We start from the raw sequence: 22,640 nt of genomic DNA, 5'->3' as shown, positions 1-22,640 counted from the left end.
CACCACGCGCAGTGCGTTCCATCAGCGTGCCGCGTCCACCTTCACCCGCGCATTGGGCACCTCGCCAAACATCTCGGGCGCGTACATGGCCTCCACCCGGCTGGGCGGCAATGCGAAGTCGCCCACGTTGTTCAGCCGCACGGTGTACTCCATCTTCACGGTGCCCTTGGGCAGGTATTCGTAGTAGCTGCGGAACGACTCGAAACTGCGCTCCTCGAACGCGGGCCAGCCGGCGCCGCTGCGCTTTTCGCCCTGCGTGGCAATCTCTGAATCGCGGCCCAGGCCGCTGCCCAGGATGGTGGCGCCGCCCGGGATCGGGTCGGTGATGGCCACCCAGGTCATGTCGGCACTGGCGTTGACCTCCAGGGTGATGCGCAGCACATCGCCGCGGGTGTACTGGCCAGCGGGCAGGCTTTTGTTGGCCTGCTCCACGGGCGTGATGGTCTTCTTGATGGCGTAACCCGCTGCAAACGGCGCCTTGAGCTGGACGGCGGCCACCGACTGCAGCGTGAGCCACGGCTTGCCCGGGCCCTGGTGAGTGACGGCCAGCGACTCTTTGCCGCCCGCCTTGCCCGTGCCGGAACCCCAGGGCAGGAACATGGTGTTGTTCCTGAAATTGCCGGGTGATGCCGGTGCGCCAAACCACGAGGTCTGGTGTGCGACGCCCGCCAGGTCGCTCGCCTTGATGCGCTCGACCTTGCTCCAGTCCACGCTGGCGGTGTTGCCGGACATTGCTGCGCGCGTGGTGCCCGCGACGGGCGTGGCCTCAAATTTGGCGCTGAACTTCTCCAGCGCCAGCGCGCCCCACAGGTTGGCGGTGGTGGTGTGCCAGGCGCCGCCCTGCTGGCGGGCAATGAAGCCGTTGGCCAGGCGACCCATGTCGTCCTTCCAGGTGGGGTCGTCCATCACGGCCAGCATCAGGCGCGCGGTGTTCACGTCGCCGCTTTGCATCAGCCACCACCAGTAGTCGTCCTGCTCGGTGCTGAAGATGAGCTTGGTGCCCTGGTACGACAGGCGCGCCCGCAGGATCTGCAGGGCCTCGGCCAGGCGCTGCTCGCGCTGCGGCACATCGGCCACGCGCTTCAGTACGTTGAGCCAGTCGATCACCGTGTGCGTGGGCCACTGGTTGGGCGCGATGGTGATGCTGCTGACCATGCGGCCCTGGGCCTTGCCGTAGCGCGACAGCGCTTCCAGCGCGGCCACCTTGCGCATGTCCAGATCCTTGCGGGGGCTCCAGAAGCTGCGCTCGATGCGGCCTTCCACAAACCCGATCAGCCCGCGCTCCATGGCGGCGCGGGCCGCGTCGGGCACCGCAAAGGCAGGGTTGAGGCCCGATGCCTCGTGCGCCACCGCCAGCAGGTAGGCCGTCAGCGTGTCGCTGCCCCGGTTGGCATCGCCATCGCGCGGCGGGAAGTAGCTGGCAAGCCCGTCTGCATCCAGGTAGGTAGGCAGCTGCGCCATCACGGTCTGCCATAGCGCGGGGTCGCGCAGGCCGATGGCCTTGCTCGATTGCTGCTCCAGGCAGGCAAACGGGTAGCGCGCCCACCAGTCACGCACGCCTGGCAGGCCCTCGGCCAGCTTGGGCTGCAGCGACAGCTTGAGGCCGCCACGGCCTGGCAAGGCGTCGGCCGGCGGGTTCACGTCGAGGCTGTAGCTGCCATCCACCTGCACCAGCGTGGCCTGCTGCACCGTCAGCGGCACGGCCGGGATCAGCCGCTGGCTGGCCTTGAGCGCATCGCGCGCGCCGCTCACCGTGTCCTTGGCTTCAATCTCCCACAGGATGGCCTGGGCGCGGGTCTGCGCCAGCTGGGCCGGTGCGGTCACGTTCCACGCCACCTCGCGCGATTCGCCCGTAGGTATGTCGATCGTCTGCGGTTTCAGGTCCAGCAGCGTTGCGCGCGGAGCCACCTCGACCTTCATCGCCGCCTTGGTGGTGTTGCGCAGCGTGATCTGGGCGCGGAACTGGTCGTCCTCGCGCACCAGGGGCGGCAGGCCGCTGATGATCTGCAGATCCTGCGTCGCGCGGATGCTGGCGCTGCCGGTGCCAAACAGCCCGGTCGATGCATCGGCCACCGCCACGATCTTGAACGTGGTCAGCGCATCGTTCAGGGGCACCGTCACCTTGGCCTGGCCATTGGCATCGAGCTTGAGCGCCGGCTCCCACAGCAGCAGCGTGTCGAGCAGTTCGCGCGTCTGCGCCCGGCCCCCGCCGCCGCCCGCAGGCACGGCCTTTTTACCGTAGTGCCGGCGGCCGATGATCTCCATCTGCGCAGTCGATGTCTCCACGCCCCAGCTGCGGCGCTGCAGCATGGCATCGAGCAGGTTCCAGCTGGTATTAGGCATCAGCTCCAGCAGGGCCTGGTCTACTGCGGCCACGGCCACCTCGGCGTTGGCAGCGGGCTTGCCGCCGGGCAGGGTGGCGGTGATGGTGACCTGCGCCTTGCCGCGCACTGCGTAGCTTTCCTTGTCGGTGGCCACCTTCACGTCGATGCGGTGGGCCTCGGTACCCACGCGGATCTCGGCCACGCCCAGGCGGAAGGCGGGCTTGGACAAATCCACCAGCGCAGTGGGCGCCTTGTATTCCCTGCCCTCGTACCAGAACGAGGTCCACCACTCGCGCGGGGCCTTGAAGCCCCAGGTGAAGAAGCTGTACCACGGCACCTCGCGCAGGCGGCCGCGCAAGGCCAGCACACTCACGTACACGTTGGGGCCCCAGTCGGGCTGCACTTTCAGGCTCACGGTCGGGTCTTGCCCGTTGAGCTGTACCACCTGCGTGTCAATGATGCCTTCGCGCTCCACCGCCACCAGGGCCGTGGCGTAGCGAAACGGCATGCGCACCTGAAACTTGGCAGTTTCGCCAGCCTGGTAGCTCTTCTTTTCAGCCAGCAGATCCATGCGGTCGTGGTCTTCGCCACCAAACCACAGCTCGCCCTGGCGCGTGACCCACACCGACGACGCCGCCACGCTGGTGTTGCCGTCCTTGTCGGTAGCGGTCACCACCAGTTCCACCTCGCCGGGCTGGTCGAGTTTGGCCTCGCACAGCAGAAGGCCGCGCGCGTCGCTCTTGCCGGTGCACAGCGTGCCCAGGTCCTTGGTTTCGGTCTGGTTGTCGTAGCTGTAGAAGCCGCCCACCATGCGCTTGCGCGTGCTGGTGGTGGTGCGGGCGACGGCCTGCACCTGCAGTGATGTGTCGGCCGCGGGCTTGCCGCTGTGCTGTAGCGCCAGCGCCTGGAAACGGATCTTCTGCCGCGCCGATACCCAGCCCTCGGTCTTGATGCCTGCCACCACGCCGGCCGGCCACAGCGTCTGCGTGCTGCGGATGGTTTGCACCTCGCCGTTGGGGTCGGCGTAGGTGGCCTCCAGCAGCAGCTCCTGGGGCTGGCGGGCCGATGGCACGTTGTCGATGGTGACCTTGCCTGCACCTTCCTTGTTCAGCGTCAGCGGCAGCTTGTCGGCGATCACGCGCGCATCCTGGCTGGCGGTGGCTTCTTCATCGTCGCTGCCGTTGCTTGCCTGGTCGCGATTGCGGGGCGGGTTGAAGCTGAAGGTCTCGTAGTCGCCGTACTGCAGGTATTTGCCCCGCACCAGCGCCGACACGCGCACCGGCAGGTTGGCCGCGCCGCCGCCCGACACGTAGTTGATCTGCACATCGGTCGGCACCGAGCGCACCTTTACCAGCGCCTTCTTGTCGGCGGGCGCAATACGCCCTTCCAGCACCGGCAGGCGGAACTCCTCCACGCGGAACATGCCCGACGAGAAGCTGCCGTTCACCGTGCCATTGCCCGCCAGTTCGACCTGGTACACCCCCAGCTTGGCAGCGGGCGGAATGGCAAACGTGCTCTGCGCGCTGAGCCCGCCTGTGGCCGTGCCGCGCCAGGCCAGCGGCTGCGTGAACTGCTGGCCGCTGCCCAGATGGGTGATGACCAGCTGATCCGGGCGCGAGCGCGGCAGTGCAAAGCCCTGGCGCGTTTCGGCGCGCAGCAGGTGCTTCATCGACACAGTTTCGCCCGCGCGAAACAGCGTGCGGTCAAAGATGGTGTGGGCGCGTTCATCCGGTACGGGCATGCGGCTGGTGGGCACGTTGAAGCGCCAGGGCTCGATGCCGCGCTGCCAGTCGCTCCAGGTGAAGGCCATGTCCTCCACGCCATCCATGCCCTTGTGGCGGGCACTCACAAAATAGGCCTGGCCGCCATCCTCGGCGGTGGTGTTGTTGCAGCCGGGCGGCTCGGGCGAGAGGCCTTCCACCCGGGCCACGCCCTGTGCATCCGTCAGCGCCTGGGCCAGTTCCTTGCCGCGGCAGTCTGATACCCGCACCATGGCGCCCTGCACGGGCAGGCCCTTGTCGAGCGAGGTCACCCACACCAGCGCGTTCTCGCGGCCCAGCTTGAAATGCACGCCCAGGTTGGTCACCAGGGCCGAGGTGCGCACGACCATCGTGCGGGCATCGCCATGGCGCTCGTCCAGCAGCGACTGGCCCAACCGCTGCGAGGCAATCTCCACCACATGGAAGCCGGGCGACAGCGGAATGCCCACCACCTCGAAAGGCCGCGGATCGTTACTGGCAGGCTTGGGCAGGTCCAGCGTGCTGACGCCAGGCTTGCCGGCCAGCAGCGAGACCATGCGCGTCTGCACATGGTCCCGGTGGGTGTCCAGGGGCTTGGGCAGCGGGCCCGTTACGTCCCGGCGCGCCTGGCCGCGGTCCACCAGATAGTTGTCATAGCGCTGCACCTTGCGAAACCACGCAATGATGTCCGCGTCGGACTGCGGCTTGAGGGTGCTCACCTTCCCCTGCTGGGCGGCGGCGGCAGAGGGCACTCCGGCCTGCAGGCCCTGCACGCGGAGGGCGGCTTCCACATTGCGCAGGGTCACGGGCAGCAGCGCGGGCGGGTTGTCGGTGGCAGGCCCCTCGGCAAAACGCTCGACGATGCCAAACGGCGCGGCGGCAAACTTGGCCAGCGGCGGCATACCCCCGGTAGCCACCTTGAGCGGGAAGCTGCCGGCGTTGCGCAAGGTGCGGCCTGCGGCGTCTTTCAGGTCACGCGGCAGCTCCAGCGTGAAGGCGGTGTTCTCATCCAGCGGTGCAGCAAACTGCACGCTGCTGACCAGCGCATCGGCTTGCGCGCCATCGGCGCCGCCCGCGATCACGGGTTTGATGGTTTCCTTGGCCGACTTCAGCCGGATGCCCGCCGCCAGCTTGCGCGGCACCGGTGCGTTGAAGCTCAGCTGCATGGGGCGGATGGGCAGGCACGCGGCCTGCGCATTTTCCCGCTCGCAGCTGAACTCGGCCGCAAACGGCTCGCGGACGGTGAAGTCAAAGCGCCGCTCTATGGCATTCGGCACCCCACTGGGCGTGGCCACGCCCTTGCCAAAGACCAGCTGCATGCGCGAACCCGAGGCCAGGCGGCGGTTGCAGGCCAGCGTAGCGAACTGCAAAGGCGCCTGCGCCGCGCGCTTGTCCAAGCCTTGCGATTTGAGGATGTCTGCGCGCTGCGCGCCCTCGATCAGGCGCACGGGCACGCGCTCACCCAGGCCGTCGGCCACGCACCACACGTTGGCGCGCACACTCTCCAGCGTGGCCGGCCCGTTGAGCTCCAGCACAAAGAACTGCTCTTCGTCGATACGCTCGTACGTGCCCGGACGGAGGTTCTGTACAAAGGGGCCACCGCTGTTGAACTGAAAGCTTTTGGCCCCGGCCACATCTGCCCCTGCAGGCGACTTGAACCCGGGCCTCGGCACCGCGGTGCACCGCACGCCCGGTGGCAGATCGTTTTCAAAGTCGAACACCCATTCGCGCTCGCTGGTCCAGCGGCCCGTGCCCTTGCTGGCGCTGGCATCGCTGCAGCTCACCGAAAGCGGCGCTGGCGCTTTGGGGTCGCCAAAGTTGACCGCTGCGGTATCGAATTTGGCCACTACCTGCCGCACCCGTGCAACTTCGCCCTGCGGCGAAAAGCCCGTGATCTGCAGCGCGTGTGCCCCCGTCGCCAGCAACACCAGGGCGCTGGTCCACATCCATTTTTTTATGTTCACGGCTTCCCCTCCACAGGAAGCGGCAAGCGTAACAAAACGCCCCATAGCCGGGGCATGCGTTGCACGCGCTTACGTCTGCCCCCGCCGCGAATCCATCCGGAGCGCAGACGAAGCCATTGCCGCGCGGCGACGACGGCGCATTGCGCCAGCGTCCTACCCGTGTACCGGCCACCGCGCTCAACCATGGAGGCTTCGTCGATTTCACGGCCGCACCCGGCCGGACTGCCAGGACCGCGACCCCCATGCCACGCTCCCCCGCCCCGCGCAACCCCGCCCACCGGTCTACAGGGGCCGGTGCCTCCCTCGTTCCATCCGACACCTACCGCGGCTACGCGGGCGAGCTGCAGCAGCAGGCCGGCGGCAAGCACCCCGTGCTGACCACGGCACAGGGCATTCCCGTGGCGGACAACCAGAACTCCCTGCGCGGCCCGGGCGCGCCGGGGCCGACGTTGCTCGAAGACTTTGTGCTGCGCGAAAAGCTCGCGCACTTCAACCGGGAGCGCATTGCAGAACGCGCGGTGTTTGCCCGCGGCTCGGGTGCCCACGGCTTTTTTGAGCTGACACGCTCGCTGCGCGAGCACACCACGGCGCGGGTACTGACCGAATCCGGCGCGCAAACGCCGGTGTTCGCGCGCTTTTCCACCATGGCAGGCGGCGCAGGCTCGGTGGACACCCCGCGCGACACGCGCGGCTTTGCGGTGAAGTTCTATACCCGCGAGGGCAACTGGGACCTGGTGGGCAGCAATGTTCCCGTGGCGCTGGTGCAGGACGCCATGAAGTTCCCTGACCTGGCCCATGCGCTCAAGATGGAGCCCGACCGCGGCTTTCCGCAGGCGGCCAGCGCCCACGACACCTTCTGGGATTTCGTGTCGCTGATGCCCGAGGCCCTGCACGGGGTGATGTGGCTCATGAGCGACCGCGCCCTGCCCCGCAGCCTGCGCATGATGGAAGGCTTTGGCGTGCATAGCTTTCGGCTGGTGAACGCGCAGGGCGAAAGCACGTTTGCACGCTTTCACTGGCGGCCCCGGCTGGGCCTGCAATGCACGCTGTGGGACGAAGCCCTGAAGCTGCAGGCCGCAGACAACGACTTCCACCGCCGCGACCTGTTCGAGGCGATCGAGGCCGGTGACTTCCCCGAATGGACGCTTTCCGTGCAGCTTTTTTCGCAAGAGCAAGCTGCCGGGTTTCCGTTCGATCACCTCGATGCAACCAAGCTCATCCCGGAAGAGCTCGTGCCCCTGCAGCCCATCGGCCGCATGGTGCTCAACCGCTGGCCCGACAACTTCTTTGCCGACACCGAACAGGTTGCCTTCAGCCCCGCCAACGTCCCGCCAGGCATCGACTTCAGCAACGACCCGCTGCTGCAGGGCCGCCTGTTTGCCTACATGGACGCGCACCTGGCCCGGCTGGGCGGGCCCAACCATGTACAGCTGCCCATCAACGCGCCGCAATGCCCGTACCACCATGCGTTGCAAGGCGGATCGATGCTGGTGAACGCACCCCGGGGCCGCGTGAGCTACGAGCCCAGCAGCCTGCAGCCGGATTCGCCGCGCGCCGCACGGTCTGCCGGCACGCGTCCAGCACGCCCTGCAGCGGAAGCTGCAACGGAACAGGCCGGCGGCCGTACGCGCCCCGAGAGCTTTGCCGACCACTACAGCCAGGCGCGCATGTTCTACCGCAGTCAGAGCACTACCGAGCAGGCGCATACCGTGCAGGCGCTGGTGCACCAACTGTCGTGCGTGGGCAGCCCGCATGTGCGCGACGCGGTGGTGGCCCACCTGCAACTGGTGGATGAAGGACTGGCAACGCAGGTGGCCGAAGGCCTTGGACTGCCTGGGCTGCCCGAACCTCCGGTACCGGCCGTGCCGGTGCAGGACTTGGCGCTATCGCCCGCGCTGCGCACCATCGACCGCATGCTGCCCACGCTGCAGGGTCGGTGCGTGGCCATTCTGGTGGCAGACGGCAGCAATGGCGTGGCGGTGGCTAACCTGCGCAAGGCGCTGGACAAGGCCGGTGCGGCGGTGAAGGTGCTGGCACCCCGCGTGTCGGGCGCGGTGCTGCGCGACGGCAGCCGCTTGGCGGCAGACGGCACCTGCCGCACCATGCCATCCGTGCTGTTTGATGCTGTGGCAGCAGTGATGACCACCGAGATGGGCGAAGCGCTGGCACGCGACAGCACCGTGGTGGACTGGTTTCGCGATGCCTTCCTGCACCTGAAGGCGATTGCCGCCAGTCGCGGCTCGCACGCGATCCTCAAGGCGGGAGGCATCGAGCCGGATGCAGGGGTGCTCGACCCGGCCGATACCCTGGGGTTTGTGGCCGCGGCGCAAACGCGGCAGTGGGAGCGCGAGGCTGCGCTGCGGCCCGCGCCCTGATCCCGTTCAGGACCCGCTGTTTACTGCGCGACGAAGCCGCTGGTCTTGATGATGCGCGACCAGGCCTCGGTGTAGGCAGCCTGGCGCGTGCCCAGCTGCTCGGGCGTCATGTAGCCCACCGTGAGGCCCATGCCGGTGAGCTGGTCGCGCACTTCAGGGATGGCCACCACGCGGGAAAGCGCTGCAGAGAAGTCCGTCACGAACTTCTGCGGCGTTCCGGCAGGTGCGTAGATGCCGTAGTAAGGCAAGTCGTCAAACCCCTTGAGGCCCAACTCGTCGAACGTGGGCACATCGGGCATGGCGCCCTGGCGCTTGTTGCCCAGCACGGCCACCACGCGCACCTTGCCGGCCTTGTGGTTCTCGATGAAGTCGGGCACAGAACCCACGCCCGCCGCAATCTGGTTGCCCAGCATGTCGGCCATCATGGGCGCGCTGCCGCGGTACGGGGCCGCCACCAGGTCCAGCTGGTACTTCTGACCCACCAGCTTGACCAGGAACTCCGGGGTAGAGGCCGGTGCCGGCACACCCACTGCGCCCTTGCCGCTGCCCGACGTGCGCACCCAGCCCACGTATTCATTGAAGGACTTGGCCGGCGTGCCGCCCGACACGGCAAACGCATTCACAAAGGTGGCAAAGCCGCCCACGGGCACGAAGTCGTGCGCCGGATCAAAGCCCGGGTTCTTCACCACCTGGGGCAGGATGGAAATGGTGTGGTCGTGCGACAGGAACAGCGTGGTGCCATCGGGCGCTGCAACCTTCAGGGCCTGGGCTGCAATCTGGCCGCCGGCACCAGGGCGGTTTTCCACCACCACCGACACGCCCAGTTCGTTCTTGAGCTTTTCAGACAGCACGCGCGCAATCGCGTCGGTGCCGCCACCGGGCGGAAAGCCCACCAGCACGCGAATGGGCTTGCCGGACTGCGCAAAGGCAGTGCCCAGGGTGAGCGCGGTGGCCAGCACGGCCGTGCTGCGCAACAGGGTGGACAAAAGACTGCGGCGAGAATTTTTCATGGGTGGGCTCCGGGGCGTTGGGACAGGGACACGTGGTGATCAGGCAAGGCGGGCACGGTGGCGCGCCAGCTGCACACGCACCTGGGCCGGCGCAGTGCCGCCCAGCGTGTTGCGGGCGTTGAGCGAGCCGCGCAGGCTCAGGCATTCGTACACGTCTTTTTCGATCTGCGGGTGAAAGCCTTGCAGCACGGCCAGCGGCAGCTCGGACAGGTCGCACGCGTGCGTGGTGGCGGCCTTCACGGCATGGGCCACGGTTTCGTGGGCATCGCGGAACGGCAGGCCCTTTTTCACCAGGTAGTCGGCCAGGTCGGTGGCGGTGGCGTAGCCCTTGAGTGCGGCCTGCTCCATGGCAGGCGCATTCACGGTGATGCCGCCTTCCTTATTGCCGGTAGCGGGGTTCAGCTGGCCGCCCACCATCTCGGCAAAGATGCGCAGCGTGTCCTTGAGCGTATCGACCGTGTCGAACAGCGGCTCCTTGTCTTCCTGGTTGTCCTTGTTGTAGGCCAGGGGCTGGCCCTTCATCAGGGTGATCAGGCCCATCAGGTGGCCGACCACGCGGCCGGTCTTGCCGCGCGCGAGTTCAGGCACGTCGGGGTTCTTCTTCTGCGGCATGATCGACGAGCCCGTGGTGAAGCGGTCGGCAATCTTGATGAAGCCGAAGTTCTGGCTCATCCAGATGATGAGTTCTTCAGAGAGGCGGCTCACATGCACCATGCACAGGCTGGCGGCTGCGGTGAATTCGATGGCAAAGTCGCGGTCGCTCACGGCGTCCAGGCTGTTCTGGCACACGCCGTCCATGCCCAGCGTGCGCGCCACGCGCTCGCGGTCCAGCGGGTAGGTGGTGCCGGCCAGCGCCGCGCTGCCCAGAGGCAGCACGTTCACGCGGCGGCGCACATCCGCCATGCGCTCGGCATCGCGGGCAAACATTTCCACATAGGCCAGCATGTGGTGCGCAAAGCTCACCGGCTGCGCAACCTGCAGGTGGGTAAAGCCGGGCAGGATGACTTCGACGTTCTGCTCGGCCACATCCACCAGCGAACCCTGCAGCTCCTTGAGCAGGTCGGCAATCAGGTCGATCTCGCCGCGCAGCCACAGGCGCACGTCGGTGGCAACCTGGTCATTGCGGCTGCGGCCGGTGTGCAGGCGCTTGCCGGCATCGCCGACCAGCTGGGTCAGGCGCGCCTCGATGTTCAGGTGCACGTCTTCCAGGTCCAGCTTCCATTCAAAGCTGCCGGCTTCGATCTCGGACGTGATCTGCGCCATGCCGCGCTGGATGGAGGCGTGGTCTTCGGTGCTGATGATGCCCTGCGCGGCCAGCATGTCGGCGTGGGCCAGGCTGCCGGCAATGTCGGCCTGCCAAAGGCGCTTGTCGAAAAACACGCTGGAGGTATAGCGCTTGACCAGGTCGCTCATGGGCTCGGAGAACAGCGCCGACCAGGCCTGGGCCTTGGTGTCGAGCTGGTTGTGGGACGGCGCAGGCGCGTTGCCGGTGGCTTGGGCTTTGGACATAAGGAGGGCAATAATCCGGAGGTTCAGACACCCGGACTGCCCGGATGCCGCAATGCATAACAGCCAAATTTTATCGACCCAACCCCTGCCGCCCGATTTGCCCCCCCCGGGCAGGCCATACCGACACGTCGGCCCGCCCCGTGGCCAGGCCCTGGTGTTCGATGCCTGCCATGTGGGCGTGGTGCTGCGGGCCGTGCTTTTTGTCGAGGCCGTCCTGGGGGTGGGTGCCTTGTATGTGTCGCCCAGCCCGATGGAATGGCTGTCGACGCTGGCGCTGCTGACGGGCGGTGCGCTGCCTGCCACGCTGGTCTGGCTGATCACGGCCTGCAGCCTCAAGACCTGGCTGCAGCGCCTGGGCACGGCGCAGCAGTACGCCGCGGGCGTGGTGCTGGGCGCACTGGCCGGGGCGTACGCCTGCGGCATGCTGGCCTTGGTGGGCGCCACCACATCACCGCCATGGGTGGCCAGCGGGGCCACGGGCGCCCTGCTGGCGGCCCTGCTGGTGGCCGCACTCGTGCTGCGCGCCCGCGGGCGCACGCCAGCGGCCACCACCGCGCGGCTGACCGAGCTGCAGTCGCGCATCCGCCCGCACTTTTTGTTCAACACCCTCAACAGCGCCATTGCCCTGGTGCGCGAAGAGCCAGCCAAGGCCGAGTCGCTGCTGGAAGACCTGTCGGACCTGTTTCGCCACGCGCTGGTGGAGCAGGGCGAATACGTCACGCTGGCCGAAGAGATCACGCTGGCGCGGCGCTACCTGGCCATTGAGGAAGTGCGCTTTGGCAAGCGCCTGCAGGTGCAGTGGAACCTGGACGCCCGCACCGACAACGCCCGCCTGCCCCCGCTGCTGCTGCAGCCCCTGGTGGAAAACGCCGTGAAGCACGGCGTGGAGCCCAGCGATCGCGGCGGGCGGCTGCGCGTGCTGACCGAGCTGCGCGGCAGCCGCGTGGTGGTGCGCATCACCAACACGCTGCCCACGCGCGATGGCAAGCCGGGCGCGGGTGATGATGCGGCCCCGCGTGGCCACGGCATTGCGCTGGCCAACGTGCGTGCGCGGCTGGCGCTGCTGCACGACGTGCAGGGCGAGTTCAGCGCGGGCGTGCGCGACGGCCTGTACGAAGTGCGCATCACCCTGCCAGCACCCGAGACCCGGGCCGCCGGGCGCGAGCCCCGCAGCCGCCCCGCCGGCCAGCGTGACAGCACCGCCATGGGCAACCGCCGCAAGGCCTTGCGCCCCGACACACAAGCACCCGCCGAAGATCAACCATGAACATCCTGATCGTTGACGACGAGGCCCTGGCCCGCAGCCGCCTGCGCACCCTGCTGGCCGACTGCCGTGATGCACTCCCCGCGCCGCAACAGCGCACCACCGTGGCCGAGGCCTCGAACGCAGCCGAAGCCCTGGCGCTGCTCGGTACCACCGGGGGCAAGGGGTTCGATCTGGTGCTGCTCGACATCCACATGCCCGGCCAGGACGGCCTGGCGATGGCCCATGCATTGCAGGCGCTGCCCCAGCCCCCCGCCATCGTGTTCGTCACGGCCCACGCAGACCACGCCGTGAGCGCATTCGAGCTGGACGCGGTGGATTACCTCACCAAGCCCGTGCGCCGCGAGCGGCTGCTGCAAGCCATTGCCAAGGTGCAGCGCACAACACGCACCCCGGCCCCTGCGCCCGGCATTGATCTGCCCGAGGGCGAAACTCTGCTGATCCAGGACCGCGGCCGCACCGAGCGCCTGCCCGTGGCCGAGATCCTGTACTTCAAGGCCGAGCAGAAGTACGTGACCGTGCGCACCGCCACGCGCAGCTACATCGTCGATGGTGCGCTGAGCGACCTGGAGGCGCGTTTTGCGCCGCGCTTTCTGCGCATTCACCGTAACGCACTGGTGGCCCGCCGGGCCGTGCGGGCGCTGGAAAAGCACTACGACGCCGAAGAAGGCGAAGGCTGGGCCGTGCGGCTACAGGGCTCGACCGAGCTGCTGGCCGTTTCGCGCCGGCAGGTGGCAGCCGTGCGGGAAGAGCTGGCACGCTGAACGGCGGCGCCCCCCACCTCACCCGTTTCGGGGCGCGCCAGGGGCTGTTGGGCGGCGATTTAAAGCATTTTTGGCCTCAAGCCCAGGTATCAATTGCCCCTATAGCTATCAAAAACATAGCAATCAGGCTATGGATCGCCCGCCATCACCCGGCGACTCCGCCACCAGCCGCCCCAGCGCATCCACCCCCACAGGCGGCGTCGCCAGCCACGGCAGCACGTAGGTGCGCTGCGCGAGGCCATTGGCAATGCGCGCCGCCTGCTGGTGCTCGCCCGCCAGGCGGGCCTGCAGCAGCGGGTCGGTGGTGCCGGTAGCGGCCACGCTCTTGTTGATGACCCACGCCCAGGGCTCGATGCGGGCGCGGCGCAGGTCGTCCTGCAGCGCGGCGGCCTGACTGACGGGCGTGACCTCGGGCAGCGTGACGATGACGACGTGCGTCATGTCGGCATCCTGCAGGCGCATCAGCGGGGTGATGATGTGTCTGGCGTTGGCGTTGCCTTCGTATTGCTGCGTCATCTGCCGGTGGTAGGCGCCGGTAGCGTCCATCAGCAGCAGGCTGTGGCCGGTTGGCGCGGTGTCCAGCACCACAAAGGCGCTGCGGGCCTCGTTCACCACGCGGCTGAAGGCGTGGAACACGGCCACCTCTTCGGTGCAGGGCGACTGCAGGTCTTCCAGCAGCAGGGCGCGGCCCGCGTCGTCCAGCGCCTTGCCGCGCGTGGCCATGATCTTGTCGATGTACGCCCGGGTTTCGGCCTGTGGGTCGATGCGGCCGACCTTCAGGCCGGGCAGGCTGCCGCCCAGCTGGCTTTGCACATGGGCGGCCGGGTCGGTGGTGGTGAGGTGCACGCTGTGCCCGCGCTGCACCAGGCCCACGGCCAGCGCGGCGGCCACGGTGGTCTTGCCCACGCCGCCCTTGCCCATCACCATGATCAGGCCGTGGCCCTTGGCGGCCAGGGCGTCGGCCAGGGCTGCGAGGGGATCTGCCTGCAAAGACACAGCCGCCGCGGCAGCGGGCGCTTGCAACGGCACAGCGCCGCCGCCTAGTAGCGCACGCAGCGCGGGCAGGCCCACCGTGTCAAACGCGCGCAGCGGAACCTCGTCGCGCGGGAGCTGTGCCAGCGCGTCGGGCATGGAACCCAGTGCCTCGCGGCCCAGGGCTTCGATGGCGTCCGCCACGGCATCGTGCCCCGGCTGGCTGGCGTGGAACACGCCATTGATGGCCAGGCGCTGGTTGGCCAGGCCCAGGGCGCGCAGCTCCAGCGCCGTGCGCGCGGCCTCCTGCATGGGGCGTGGGTCGGGGCGGGTGACCAGCACCACGGTGGTCAGTGCCGGGTCGCTGAGCGCGGCCAGCGCCGCATTGAAACGGGCCTCTTGCATCTTGAGCCCCGAGTGCGGGCCCAGGCACGAGGCTCCGCGGTCGTTACCCGCCAGAAACCCCGTCCAGGCCTTGGGCAGGCTCAGCAGCCGCAGGGTGTGGCCGGTGGGCGCGGTGTCAAACACCACATGGTCAAACGCGTGTCCCTGTGCATCGCCCTCGCTGGCGAGCAGCGCGGCAAATTCGTCAAACGCCGCGATTTCGGTGGTGCATGCGCCCGAAAGCTGCTCGCGCACGTTGTTGCGCTCGGCCGGCGTGGCGCTGGCTTCCAGCTGCGCAATCACCCGCTGGCGGTACGCCTCTGCGGCGGTGTCGGGGTCGATGTTGAGCATGTTCAGCCCGGGCACGCCCGGCACGGCCACCGGGTGGTTGGACAGCGGCACGCCCAGCATTTCATCGAGGTTGGACGCCGCATCGGTGCTGACCAGCAGCACCTTGCGCCCGGTATCGGCCAGCGCAATGGCGGCGGCGGTGGACAGCGAGGTCTTGCCCACGCCGCCCTTGCCGGTAAAAAAGAGAAAGCGCGTGGGGTGGGCCAGCAGGCCCAGCGATGCGGGGGCGGTGCGCAGGGTGTTCATGCCTCCAGCATGGCACGCTGCCGCCGCGCCGCCTTGAGCCACGTCAAGCCTGGGCGATCAGTGCGCGTGGGCCACTCCGCTCACCATGGTGACCACGGCCATGCCGGCAATGAGCCAGGCAATCTGCGCCACCGTATCGCGCGCCGTGAGGCGCTTTTGCAGCTGCGGAATCAGGTCGGCCAGCGCTACGTACACAAAGCTGCTGGATGCCACCACCAGGAAGTACGGCAGGAAGTCCTGCAGCTGGCCCACCAGGTAGTAGCCCGCCACACCGCCCAGCGCGGTCACGGCACCGGCCAGCGACACCTTGATGAGCGCCATGCGCCGGTTGGGACTGGTTTGGCGCAGCACCACCAGGTCGCCCATGTGGTGCGGCACCTCGTGCGCCAGCACCGATACGGCGGCGATCACGCCCAGCCGCATGTCGGCCAGAAAGGCCGAGGCGATGAGGATGCCGTCGCCAAAGCAGTGCACGCTGTCGCCGGTCAGCACCGACCAGCCACCACCGCGCGGGGCATGGGAATGGCCGTGCGAATGGCCGTGACTGTGGTCGTGGCCGTGGTCATGTCCATGCGCATGGGGCTCCGGCACCGGGTAGCTGTGCTCATGCCCGTGGTGCCACAGCTCGGCCTTGTCGAGCAGGAAGAAAAACACCACTCCCACCAGCAGGGTGGCAAACAGGTCATGCGCCCCCGCCGCGCTCTCGAATGCCTCGGGCAGCAGGTGCATGAAGGCCGTGGCCAGCAGCGCCCCGGCCGCCAGGCTCAGCAGGTGCTGCGGGCCCACGGCACTGTCGTCGCGCCCTCCCAGCCCCAGGCGCATAAGCAGTGCCGCCAGCCACACGCTGCCAATGCCCGCGGCCAGCGTGGCCAAAATAATTGCTACTAAAGTCATAGCTATAAGCGCTTATAGATAGTGCGGCAGAGGCCGTTTTTATTGTTGATCTTGTATCTCGGCTTGCGGGTGTGTTCCATGGTGGCTGGCGCGCCACCTGGCCTTCACCGCACCGCACCTGGCCAGAGGGCCCCTACGGCCCAAAGCCCATGCCAGCAACCCGCAGCGCCTGCCGCCGGGCCGCGCTGCGTCAGGCCACGCCGTGCGTCTTGAACCAGGCCAGCGCGCGCTTCCAGCCGTCTTCTGCGGCTTCTTTGCGGAAGCTGGCGCGGTAGTCGGCATGGAACGCATGGGGCGCATCCGGGTACACCACAAACTCCGAAATCTTGGCCTGCGGCGAACCGCTGGCCAAGGCTGTTTTCATCTTATCAACCGTGTCAAGGGGGATGCCGGTGTCTTTTTCACCGTACAGGCCCAGCACCGGCGCCTTCAGGATCAGGGGAATGTCCACAGGGTGCTTGGGTGTGAGGTCAGTGGACTGGCCGACCAGGCGGCCGTACCAGGCCACCCCCGCCTTCACCGGCCCGTGGGCGGCGTACAGCCAGGTGATGCGGCCGCCCCAGCAAAAGCCGGTCACGCCCACGCGGGCAGCGTCACCACCGTTGGCCACGGCCCACTGCACGGTGGCGTCCAGGTCGGCCATCACCTGCGCATCGGGCACCTTCGAGACGATCTCGGCCATGAGCTTGGCCACCTCGGTGTACTGGGCGGGGTCGCCCTGGCGGGCGTACAGCTGCGGCGCGATGGCCAGGTAGCCGGCCTTGGCAAAACGGCGGCAGGTGTCGGCAATGTATTCGTGAACGCCAAAGATTTCCTGGATGACCAGCACCACGGGCAGGCCCGTCTTGCCCGCAGGCGCGGCGCGGTAGGCCGGCACCTTGAAGCCGTTGACCATGAAATTCACCTCGCCCGCCGTCAGGCCGTCGGCCGGCGTGGCAATGGCGGTTTGCGCCATCACGGGTGCGGCCGCTGCCGCGTAGCCCACCCCCAGCGCCACCTGCAGCGCGGTGCGCCGCGTGGGGCCCGCTTCGGTGGTGCTGCCCGGCAGGAGCGCGCGGGCGTCGGAATGAAGATCGTGGTCGAGCATGGCAGTTCTCCGAAAGAGTGGGTGGGCAGGCAGGGGAAGCATCCGGCGGGCGCGGGGCAGGCGTGTGCGCACGCCGCCCCGCCCGGCATTCTCGCGCAGCTGCGGCCACATCGCAGGCTACACAGGCTGCACAGGCCACACAGGTCACGCGGGCCCACTAGCCACGGTGCCCGGCTGCGTCACGCGGCACTGCGGGGGTATTGCAACTTGCGCAACGCTGCGGCGGCAGCGCTCTGGCACACTGATTTGCACTGCGCGTACCGGCGCACCACCGCCCGTGCGGGCACGCGGCCGCCCCACTGGGCCGGTACCAAACCGCCCTGCCGCGGCACACTGAACGAGGCTTTTCACATGCGTGTATTTCTTACTGGCCCCGCCGGCTTCATCGGCAAGACCGTCACCCAGGCACTGGAGCAGGCCGGGCATACCGTGGTGGCAGGGGTGTCGCCCCGCCATGGCGCGAGTGGCAACCGCGTGCCGGTGGACTTTGCCCGCGATACCACCGCCGCCGTCTGGCTGCCCCGGCTGCACGGCATTGACGCAGTGGTCAACACCGTGGGCGTGCTGCGCGACACGCGCGCCCGCCCCATCGACGCGGTGCACCGGCACACGCCCATTGCCCTGTTTGACGCCTGCGTGCAGGCCGGCGTGCGCCGCGTGGTGCATGTGTCGGCCCTGGGCATTGTGGGCAGCGGCACGCGCTACGCCCGCACCAAGCTCGCGGCCGACGAGCACCTGCTGGCGCTGCGCCAGCAGGGCGCAGCCATCAGCCCGGCCGTGCTGCGCCCCAGCGTTGTGTTTGGCAAGGGCGGGGACAGCAGCGCGCTGTTCATGAACCTGGCGCGCCTGCCGCTGGCGCTGTTCCCCGGGCCCATGCTCACGGCCCGCGTGCAGCCCGTGTCGGTGCACGACCTGGCGGCCGCCATCGCCGCCCTGCTGGGCCCCCACCTGGCGACCGAAGGTGTCATCGAATGCACGGGGCCTGAGGCACTGCCCATGGGCGCCTTCATTGCCAGCCTGCGCCAGCAACAGGGCAGCAGCCCGGCCACCGTGTTCCGCCTGCCCGACCCGCTGACCCAGCTGAGTGCCCGCATGGGCGACCTGGTTCCCAGCGTGCCCTGGTGCACCGAGACGCTGACCATGCTGGGCAGCGACAACGTGGGCAACCCGGCCGCGTTCGAGCAACTGCTGGGGCGCAAGGGCGTGCACTACAGCCAGTTGGTGGCCACGGCCTGGCGGTGAACTGGAGCGTTGCCCTGCGCGGCGCTTAACCCGCCCGGGGGCTTGAAGACACAACCCCAACCTGTCCAGCTGTACTTGTCGAGGTAATCGCTGCAGTCACTAGTAATTTCTTTGTTGACAGAAACTACAGAATTGGCAATACTCCCGTCCATGCAACTTACTCCCATTTCCCAACAATTCGTCGTCCACTGGGGTGAGATGGGAAGCGCATGGGGCGTCAACCGCACCGTCGCGCAAATCCATGCGCTGCTGTTCTTTCATGGGCGCCCGCTCAACGCCGAAGAGATTGCCGATACCCTTGTGGTGGCACGGTCGAACGTGAGCAACAGTCTCAAGGAATTGATGAACTGGCAGCTGATCCGCGTGACCCACGTGCTGGGCGACCGGCGCGATTATTACGAGACCAGCAGCGACGTATGGGAGCTCTTTCGCACCGTGGTGCGCGAGCGCAAGACACGCGAATTTGACCCCACCACCCGCATGCTCAGGGAGCTGGTGCGCAAACCCGAATTTGCCCAGGAGAGCCCCGACGCCCAAGACCGCGTGCGCGAGACCCTGCACCTGATGGAGTCGCTGGGCACCTGGGCGGACGAGATGCTGCGCCTGTCACCCAGCACGCTGGAGAAAGTGCTGCGCATGGGCGCCACGGTGCAAAAGTTTGTGCGCGGGGGCGACGCACCGGCACCAGCGCCTGCGCCGGCCCTTCGGGCGGCGCCTGCCTCTACACCTGGCACCGCGCAGTCTGAGCACACTCCCCCTGTGCCCTGACTTTTTTTACCCATAAATTTCTCTTTTGACAGAAATTTCAGAAAGGAACACGACCATGAGCACCGGTACCTACCCCGTGACCCTGTATTACGACAGTGCCTGCCCCTTGTGCGACACCGAGATGCACAACCTGATGCTGCGCAACCAGGCCGTACAGCTGCACTTTGAAGACGTGCAGGCCCCCGGCTTCACCTGCCCCGAGGGGGTGACGCGCGAGGCGCTACTAACCCTGATGCACGCCCGCACCGCAAGCGGGCAGTGGCTCAGCGGCGTGGCCGCCTTTGAAGTGGCCTACACCGCCGCGGGCCTGGGCTGGGTGATGGCCCCCGCCCGCATTCCGCTGCTGCGCAAGGGCATGAACGCGCTGTACCCCGTGATCGCACGCAACCGCTACCGCGCACCGGCCTGGGTGATACGCATGTTTTTTGGCAAGACCTTGCGCCGCGCGGCAGAGCGGGCTGCGGCCCAGCAATGCACGGACCAGTGCATGCTGGACAGACTGCAAGAAGGGCACGAAGGGCAACACGGGCGCGACGGTGGAGCCAGCACAGCCCCTGCAAACCCCGTTCAGGCTGAGCGTGTCGAAGCCTCGCGCCGCGCTTCGACAGGCTCAGCGTGAACGGTTCTGTGAGGTCACCATCACTCCCCATCGGAGCCCCGCCATGCACATGCCCTCCACGACATCGCCCGCCACATCCCTCTCTTTTGACCCCCTGCAGGTGCTGCTGACCGGGGCCACCGGTTTCATCGGCCAGGCCATTGCAGCCGCGCTGCGCCGGGCCGGGCACACCGTGCACATGGGCCATTCGCCAAATTCACCACGGCAGCAACACGCTGGCGGCGTGCCCATGGACTTTGCCCGTGACACCGACGCCGCCACCTGGCTGCCGCGCCTGCAGGGCATCGACGCCGTGGTCAACGCCGTGGGTGTGCTGCGCAACACCGCCACCCGTCCCATCGACGCCGTGCACCACCGCACGCCCGTGGCGCTGTTTGACGCCTGCCTGCAGGCCGGTGTGCGCCATGTGGTGCAAATATCGGCCCTGGGCGTGCAGACTGGCACCACCCGCTACGCCCGCACCAAGCGCGCGGCTGACGACCACCTGCTGGGCATGACCGCCGCCCCTGGCTGCCCCCTGCGCAGCGTGGTGCTGCGCCCCAGCGTGGTGTTTGGCCACGGCGGCGCCAGCGCTGCCTTGTTCATGCAATTGGCACGGCTGCCCGTGCTGGTGCTGCCCGGCCCGGTGCTGACCGCCCGGGTACAACCCGTGGCCGTGCACGACCTGGCCGATGCCGTGGTGGCGCTGCTGGGCCCGCACCAGCAACAGCGCGGCGTGGTGCCCTGCGTGGGGCCCGAGGCACTGCCCATGGCCGAGCTGATTGCCAGCCTGCGCGCGCAGTGCGGTCGCCCCGCAGCCCAGGTGCTGCGCCTGCCCCTGCCGCTGACCCAGCTCTCGGCCCGCATGGGCGACTGGATCGCCGTGTCGCCCTGGTGCAGCGAAACCCTTGCCATGCTGGCCACCGACAACGTGGCCGACCCAGCCCCGCTGCGCGCCCTGCTGGGGCACGACGCCACCCACTACAGCCAACTGGTGGCACGCGCCTGGAGCGCCCCCGCCAGCGCCCCCCAACGCACTGGAGCCCCCACATGACTCAGCAGAGCCTTACCCCCCTGCCCGCCCGCACCACAGCCCTGCTGCGCGCCAGCCTGGTGGCCGTGTGGCTGGGCACCGCCGCAGTCAGCGCCATCACCCACCGCACCCAGGGCGACGCGCTGCTGCGCCAAGCCGGGCTGAGCGATGACTGGTGGATTCAAGCCCTGATCTGGGGCGGCGCTGCCGCCGACCTGGCGATGGGCCTGGCACTGTGGCGCTGGCCCGGCCGCCACAGCGCTTGGGCCGCCCTGGCGCTGATGGGCGTGATGACCGCCACCGCCACCGTGCTGCTGCCCCACCTGTGGCTGGACCCGCTGGGCTCGCTGCTCAAGAACCTGCCCATCGCCGCCATCCTGGTGGTTTTAGGAACCAGCTCGGCGCATACCGAGGAAACCGCACCATGAACACCTACCTCCTCCTCAAGACCATCCACATCATCTCCAGCGTGCTGCTGGTGGGCACCGGGCTAGGCTCGGCCTTTTACCTGTTCTTTGCCAACCGCAGCGGCACCGTGGCCGCCCAGGCCGTGGTGGGCCGCCTGGTGGTGCGGGCAGACTGGTGGTTTACCACCCCCGCCGTGGTGGTGCAGCCGCTCAGCGGCATTGCCATGGCGCACATGGCGGGCTGGCCGCTGACCACACCGTGGCTAGCCCTGTCCATCGCCCTTTACCTGCTGGCCGGTACCTGCTGGCTGCCCGTGGTGGCGCTGCAGATCCGCATGTCCCGCATGGCACAGGCCGCGCATGCGGCAGGCACCCCCTTGCCCGCCCAGTACGCACGCATGCAGCGCTGGTGGGAAGGCCTGGGCTACCCCGCCTTCATCGCCATGGCCGTGGTTTTTGCCCTGATGGTGAACAAGCCCGCGCTGTGGGGTGGATGAACGCAGCATGCGCGCGTGTCCGTGTTGGACGTTGAGCGCGGCCTCGGCCAGTCACGCCCCAGCTCTAACTGAGGCTGCCGTCGGCGCTGAGCACCTGCTGAGACTACCCGGGGGCGGCGCCAAGATGTCCACTACAGCCGATCGCTGGTGCATAAGGTGGCCGTGACAGAGCCTCCCCCAAAAAAGCCGCCACAGAGGCAGCAGCGCTTGCCGTGGCTATTGCGGCACGTAGTCCGACGGGTACTTGAGCGAATCCACCAGCAGGTGCGGCATGCGCATGCTCAGGTTGATGCCCCGCGGCGGGATCGGCTGCGTAAACCACTTGTCATACAGGCGATGCAGCTCGCGCGTCTGGATCAGGCGGCGCAGCTCGGCATCCACCACTGCCTTCAGCTCCGCATTGTTGCGCTCGAACGCCACCGCGTAGGGCTCGATGGTCATGGGCTTGCCGATGACCTTCAGGTCCTCAGGCCGCGAATGGCTGGCGCGCAGGCCGAACAGCAGCACATCGTCCATCGCAAAGCCGTCCACCTTGCCGCTTACCACCCAGCCAAAGCCTTCGGCATGGTCCTTGGCGGGTTCGATGCGCACCCGCACCGACTTGTTGGTGGCCTCGCGCGCCAGCGAATCGATGTTCGTGGTGCCGGTGGTGGACGCCAGCACCTTTCCCTCCAGGTCTTCGATGCGGTCATACGGCTTGGCGCTAAGCACCACAATGCGTGATGACGCAATGAAGTGCGGGATGGTGAACGCCACGCGCTGGCGGCGCGCCGCCGTGTTGGTGGTGGAGCCGCACTCTAGGTCCACCTCGCCTTTTTCAATAGCGTCGAAGCGAGTGCTGGACGTGACCATGCGGTAGGTGGTGCGCACTTCGCGCAGCTTGAGGTGCCGGCCCAGAGCCTGGGCGATGTGCTGGCACACGTCCACGCTGTAGCCCATCGGCGTGCCATTGGCCACATACGACATGGGCAGCGATGATTCGCGGTGGCCGATGACCACGACGCCGCTGGACTGGATGCGCTGCAGTGTGGTGCCCCCGCCCGCAGGCGATGGCGTTACAGGCGGCGCGCTCTGGCCCCAGGCGGGGGGCAGAGCGCTGCCCAGGGCACACAACAACAGCCCGACCGCCCATGCGCCCGCGCGCAACTCCATCCGGTTCACTGCGAATGTCATGGTTTTCACCTTCATTGAAACGTCGCCATCCGGGCTACC

Annotated in this window: 16 protein-coding genes; 9 read left to right on the top strand and 7 right to left on the bottom strand. The window is 68.0% G+C overall.

The window, feature by feature from the left end; translation table 11 throughout:
• Window positions 1–21: 21 nt before the first annotated feature.
• Window positions 22–6,009, bottom strand: coding sequence for an alpha-2-macroglobulin family protein (locus tag ACTPOI_RS07565; RefSeq protein ID WP_440108286.1), 5,988 nt, complete (start codon window positions 6,007–6,009; stop codon window positions 22–24).
• Window positions 6,010–6,269: 260 nt separating this feature from the next.
• On the opposite strand from ACTPOI_RS07565, the gene ACTPOI_RS07560 reads away from it, so the two are divergent.
• Window positions 6,270–8,402 carry a catalase gene (locus tag ACTPOI_RS07560; RefSeq protein ID WP_440107932.1) on the top strand — a complete coding sequence of 711 codons (2,133 nt, stop codon included), beginning with the start codon at window positions 6,270–6,272 and terminating at the stop codon, window positions 8,400–8,402.
• Window positions 8,403–8,422: 20 nt separating this feature from the next.
• Here ACTPOI_RS07560 and ACTPOI_RS07555 read toward each other — a convergent pair whose 3' ends face one another.
• Window positions 8,423–9,412: a Bug family tripartite tricarboxylate transporter substrate binding protein gene (locus ACTPOI_RS07555; protein WP_440107930.1), complete on the bottom strand. Its 990-nt coding sequence runs from the start codon at window positions 9,410–9,412 to the stop codon at window positions 8,423–8,425.
• A 39-nt stretch (window positions 9,413–9,451) separates the two neighbouring features.
• Window positions 9,452–10,921: an argininosuccinate lyase gene (gene argH, locus ACTPOI_RS07550; RefSeq protein WP_440107928.1), complete on the bottom strand. Its 1,470-nt coding sequence runs from the start codon at window positions 10,919–10,921 to the stop codon at window positions 9,452–9,454.
• A gap of 52 nt (window positions 10,922–10,973) precedes the next feature.
• Between argH and ACTPOI_RS07545 the strand changes: the two genes are divergently transcribed.
• Entirely contained in the window at window positions 10,974–12,188 is a 1,215-nt protein-coding gene (locus tag ACTPOI_RS07545) for a sensor histidine kinase (RefSeq protein ID WP_440107926.1), read from the top strand.
• Window positions 12,185–12,949: a LytR/AlgR family response regulator transcription factor gene (locus tag ACTPOI_RS07540; protein ID WP_440107924.1), complete on the top strand. Its 765-nt coding sequence runs from the start codon at window positions 12,185–12,187 to the stop codon at window positions 12,947–12,949. Before ACTPOI_RS07545 ends, ACTPOI_RS07540 begins: the two co-directional genes overlap by 4 nt.
• Window positions 12,950–13,072: 123 nt before the next feature.
• Here the strand turns inward: ACTPOI_RS07540 and arsA are convergent, their stop codons facing one another.
• The 3 genes from arsA to ACTPOI_RS07525 form a co-directional block, all read right to left on the bottom strand.
• Window positions 13,073–14,902, bottom strand: coding sequence for an arsenical pump-driving ATPase (gene arsA, locus ACTPOI_RS07535; RefSeq protein ID WP_440107922.1), 1,830 nt, complete (start codon window positions 14,900–14,902; stop codon window positions 13,073–13,075).
• A 57-nt stretch (window positions 14,903–14,959) separates the two neighbouring features.
• Window positions 14,960–15,796 carry a ZIP family metal transporter gene (locus ACTPOI_RS07530; RefSeq protein ID WP_440107920.1) on the bottom strand — a complete coding sequence of 279 codons (837 nt, stop codon included), beginning with the start codon at window positions 15,794–15,796 and terminating at the stop codon, window positions 14,960–14,962.
• A 190-nt stretch (window positions 15,797–15,986) separates the two neighbouring features.
• Window positions 15,987–16,883 (bottom strand): dienelactone hydrolase family protein, encoded by an 897-nt coding sequence (locus tag ACTPOI_RS07525; protein ID WP_440107918.1) that lies wholly within the window; start codon window positions 16,881–16,883, stop codon window positions 15,987–15,989.
• Window positions 16,884–17,234: 351 nt separating this feature from the next.
• On the opposite strand from ACTPOI_RS07525, the gene ACTPOI_RS07520 reads away from it, so the two are divergent.
• From ACTPOI_RS07520 to ACTPOI_RS07495, 6 genes are all read left to right on the top strand, one after another.
• The gene (locus ACTPOI_RS07520; protein ID WP_440107916.1) at window positions 17,235–18,125 is read left to right on the top strand and encodes an NAD-dependent epimerase/dehydratase family protein; all 891 of its coding nucleotides are present in this window, start codon (window positions 17,235–17,237) and stop codon (window positions 18,123–18,125) included.
• 150 nt (window positions 18,126–18,275) lie between these two features.
• Window positions 18,276–18,893, top strand: a complete 618-nt coding sequence (locus tag ACTPOI_RS07515) for a GbsR/MarR family transcriptional regulator (protein ID WP_440107914.1) — start codon at window positions 18,276–18,278, stop codon at window positions 18,891–18,893.
• Window positions 18,894–18,948: 55 nt separating this feature from the next.
• Window positions 18,949–19,512 (top strand): thiol-disulfide oxidoreductase DCC family protein, encoded by a 564-nt coding sequence (locus ACTPOI_RS07510; protein WP_440107912.1) that lies wholly within the window; start codon window positions 18,949–18,951, stop codon window positions 19,510–19,512.
• Window positions 19,513–19,606: 94 nt separating this feature from the next.
• Complete coding sequence (locus tag ACTPOI_RS07505; protein ID WP_440108285.1) at window positions 19,607–20,545, top strand: NAD-dependent epimerase/dehydratase family protein; 939 nt, start codon at window positions 19,607–19,609, stop codon at window positions 20,543–20,545.
• Window positions 20,542–20,952 carry a DoxX-like family protein gene (locus ACTPOI_RS07500; RefSeq protein WP_440107910.1) on the top strand — a complete coding sequence of 137 codons (411 nt, stop codon included), beginning with the start codon at window positions 20,542–20,544 and terminating at the stop codon, window positions 20,950–20,952. Before ACTPOI_RS07505 ends, ACTPOI_RS07500 begins: the two co-directional genes overlap by 4 nt.
• Window positions 20,949–21,428, top strand: coding sequence for a DUF2269 family protein (locus ACTPOI_RS07495; RefSeq protein WP_440107908.1), 480 nt, complete (start codon window positions 20,949–20,951; stop codon window positions 21,426–21,428). The genes ACTPOI_RS07500 and ACTPOI_RS07495 overlap by 4 nt, the downstream gene beginning before the upstream one ends.
• A gap of 216 nt (window positions 21,429–21,644) precedes the next feature.
• Here ACTPOI_RS07495 and ACTPOI_RS07490 read toward each other — a convergent pair whose 3' ends face one another.
• On the bottom strand, window positions 21,645–22,601 hold the full coding sequence (locus ACTPOI_RS07490; protein ID WP_440107906.1) for an amino acid ABC transporter substrate-binding protein: 957 nt from the start codon (window positions 22,599–22,601) through the stop codon (window positions 21,645–21,647).
• Between the last annotated feature and the right edge of the window lie 39 nt (window positions 22,602–22,640).

The organism is Acidovorax sp. BL-A-41-H1 (assembly GCF_051942715.1).
This window is presented reverse-complemented; position numbering and strand designations above follow the sequence as displayed.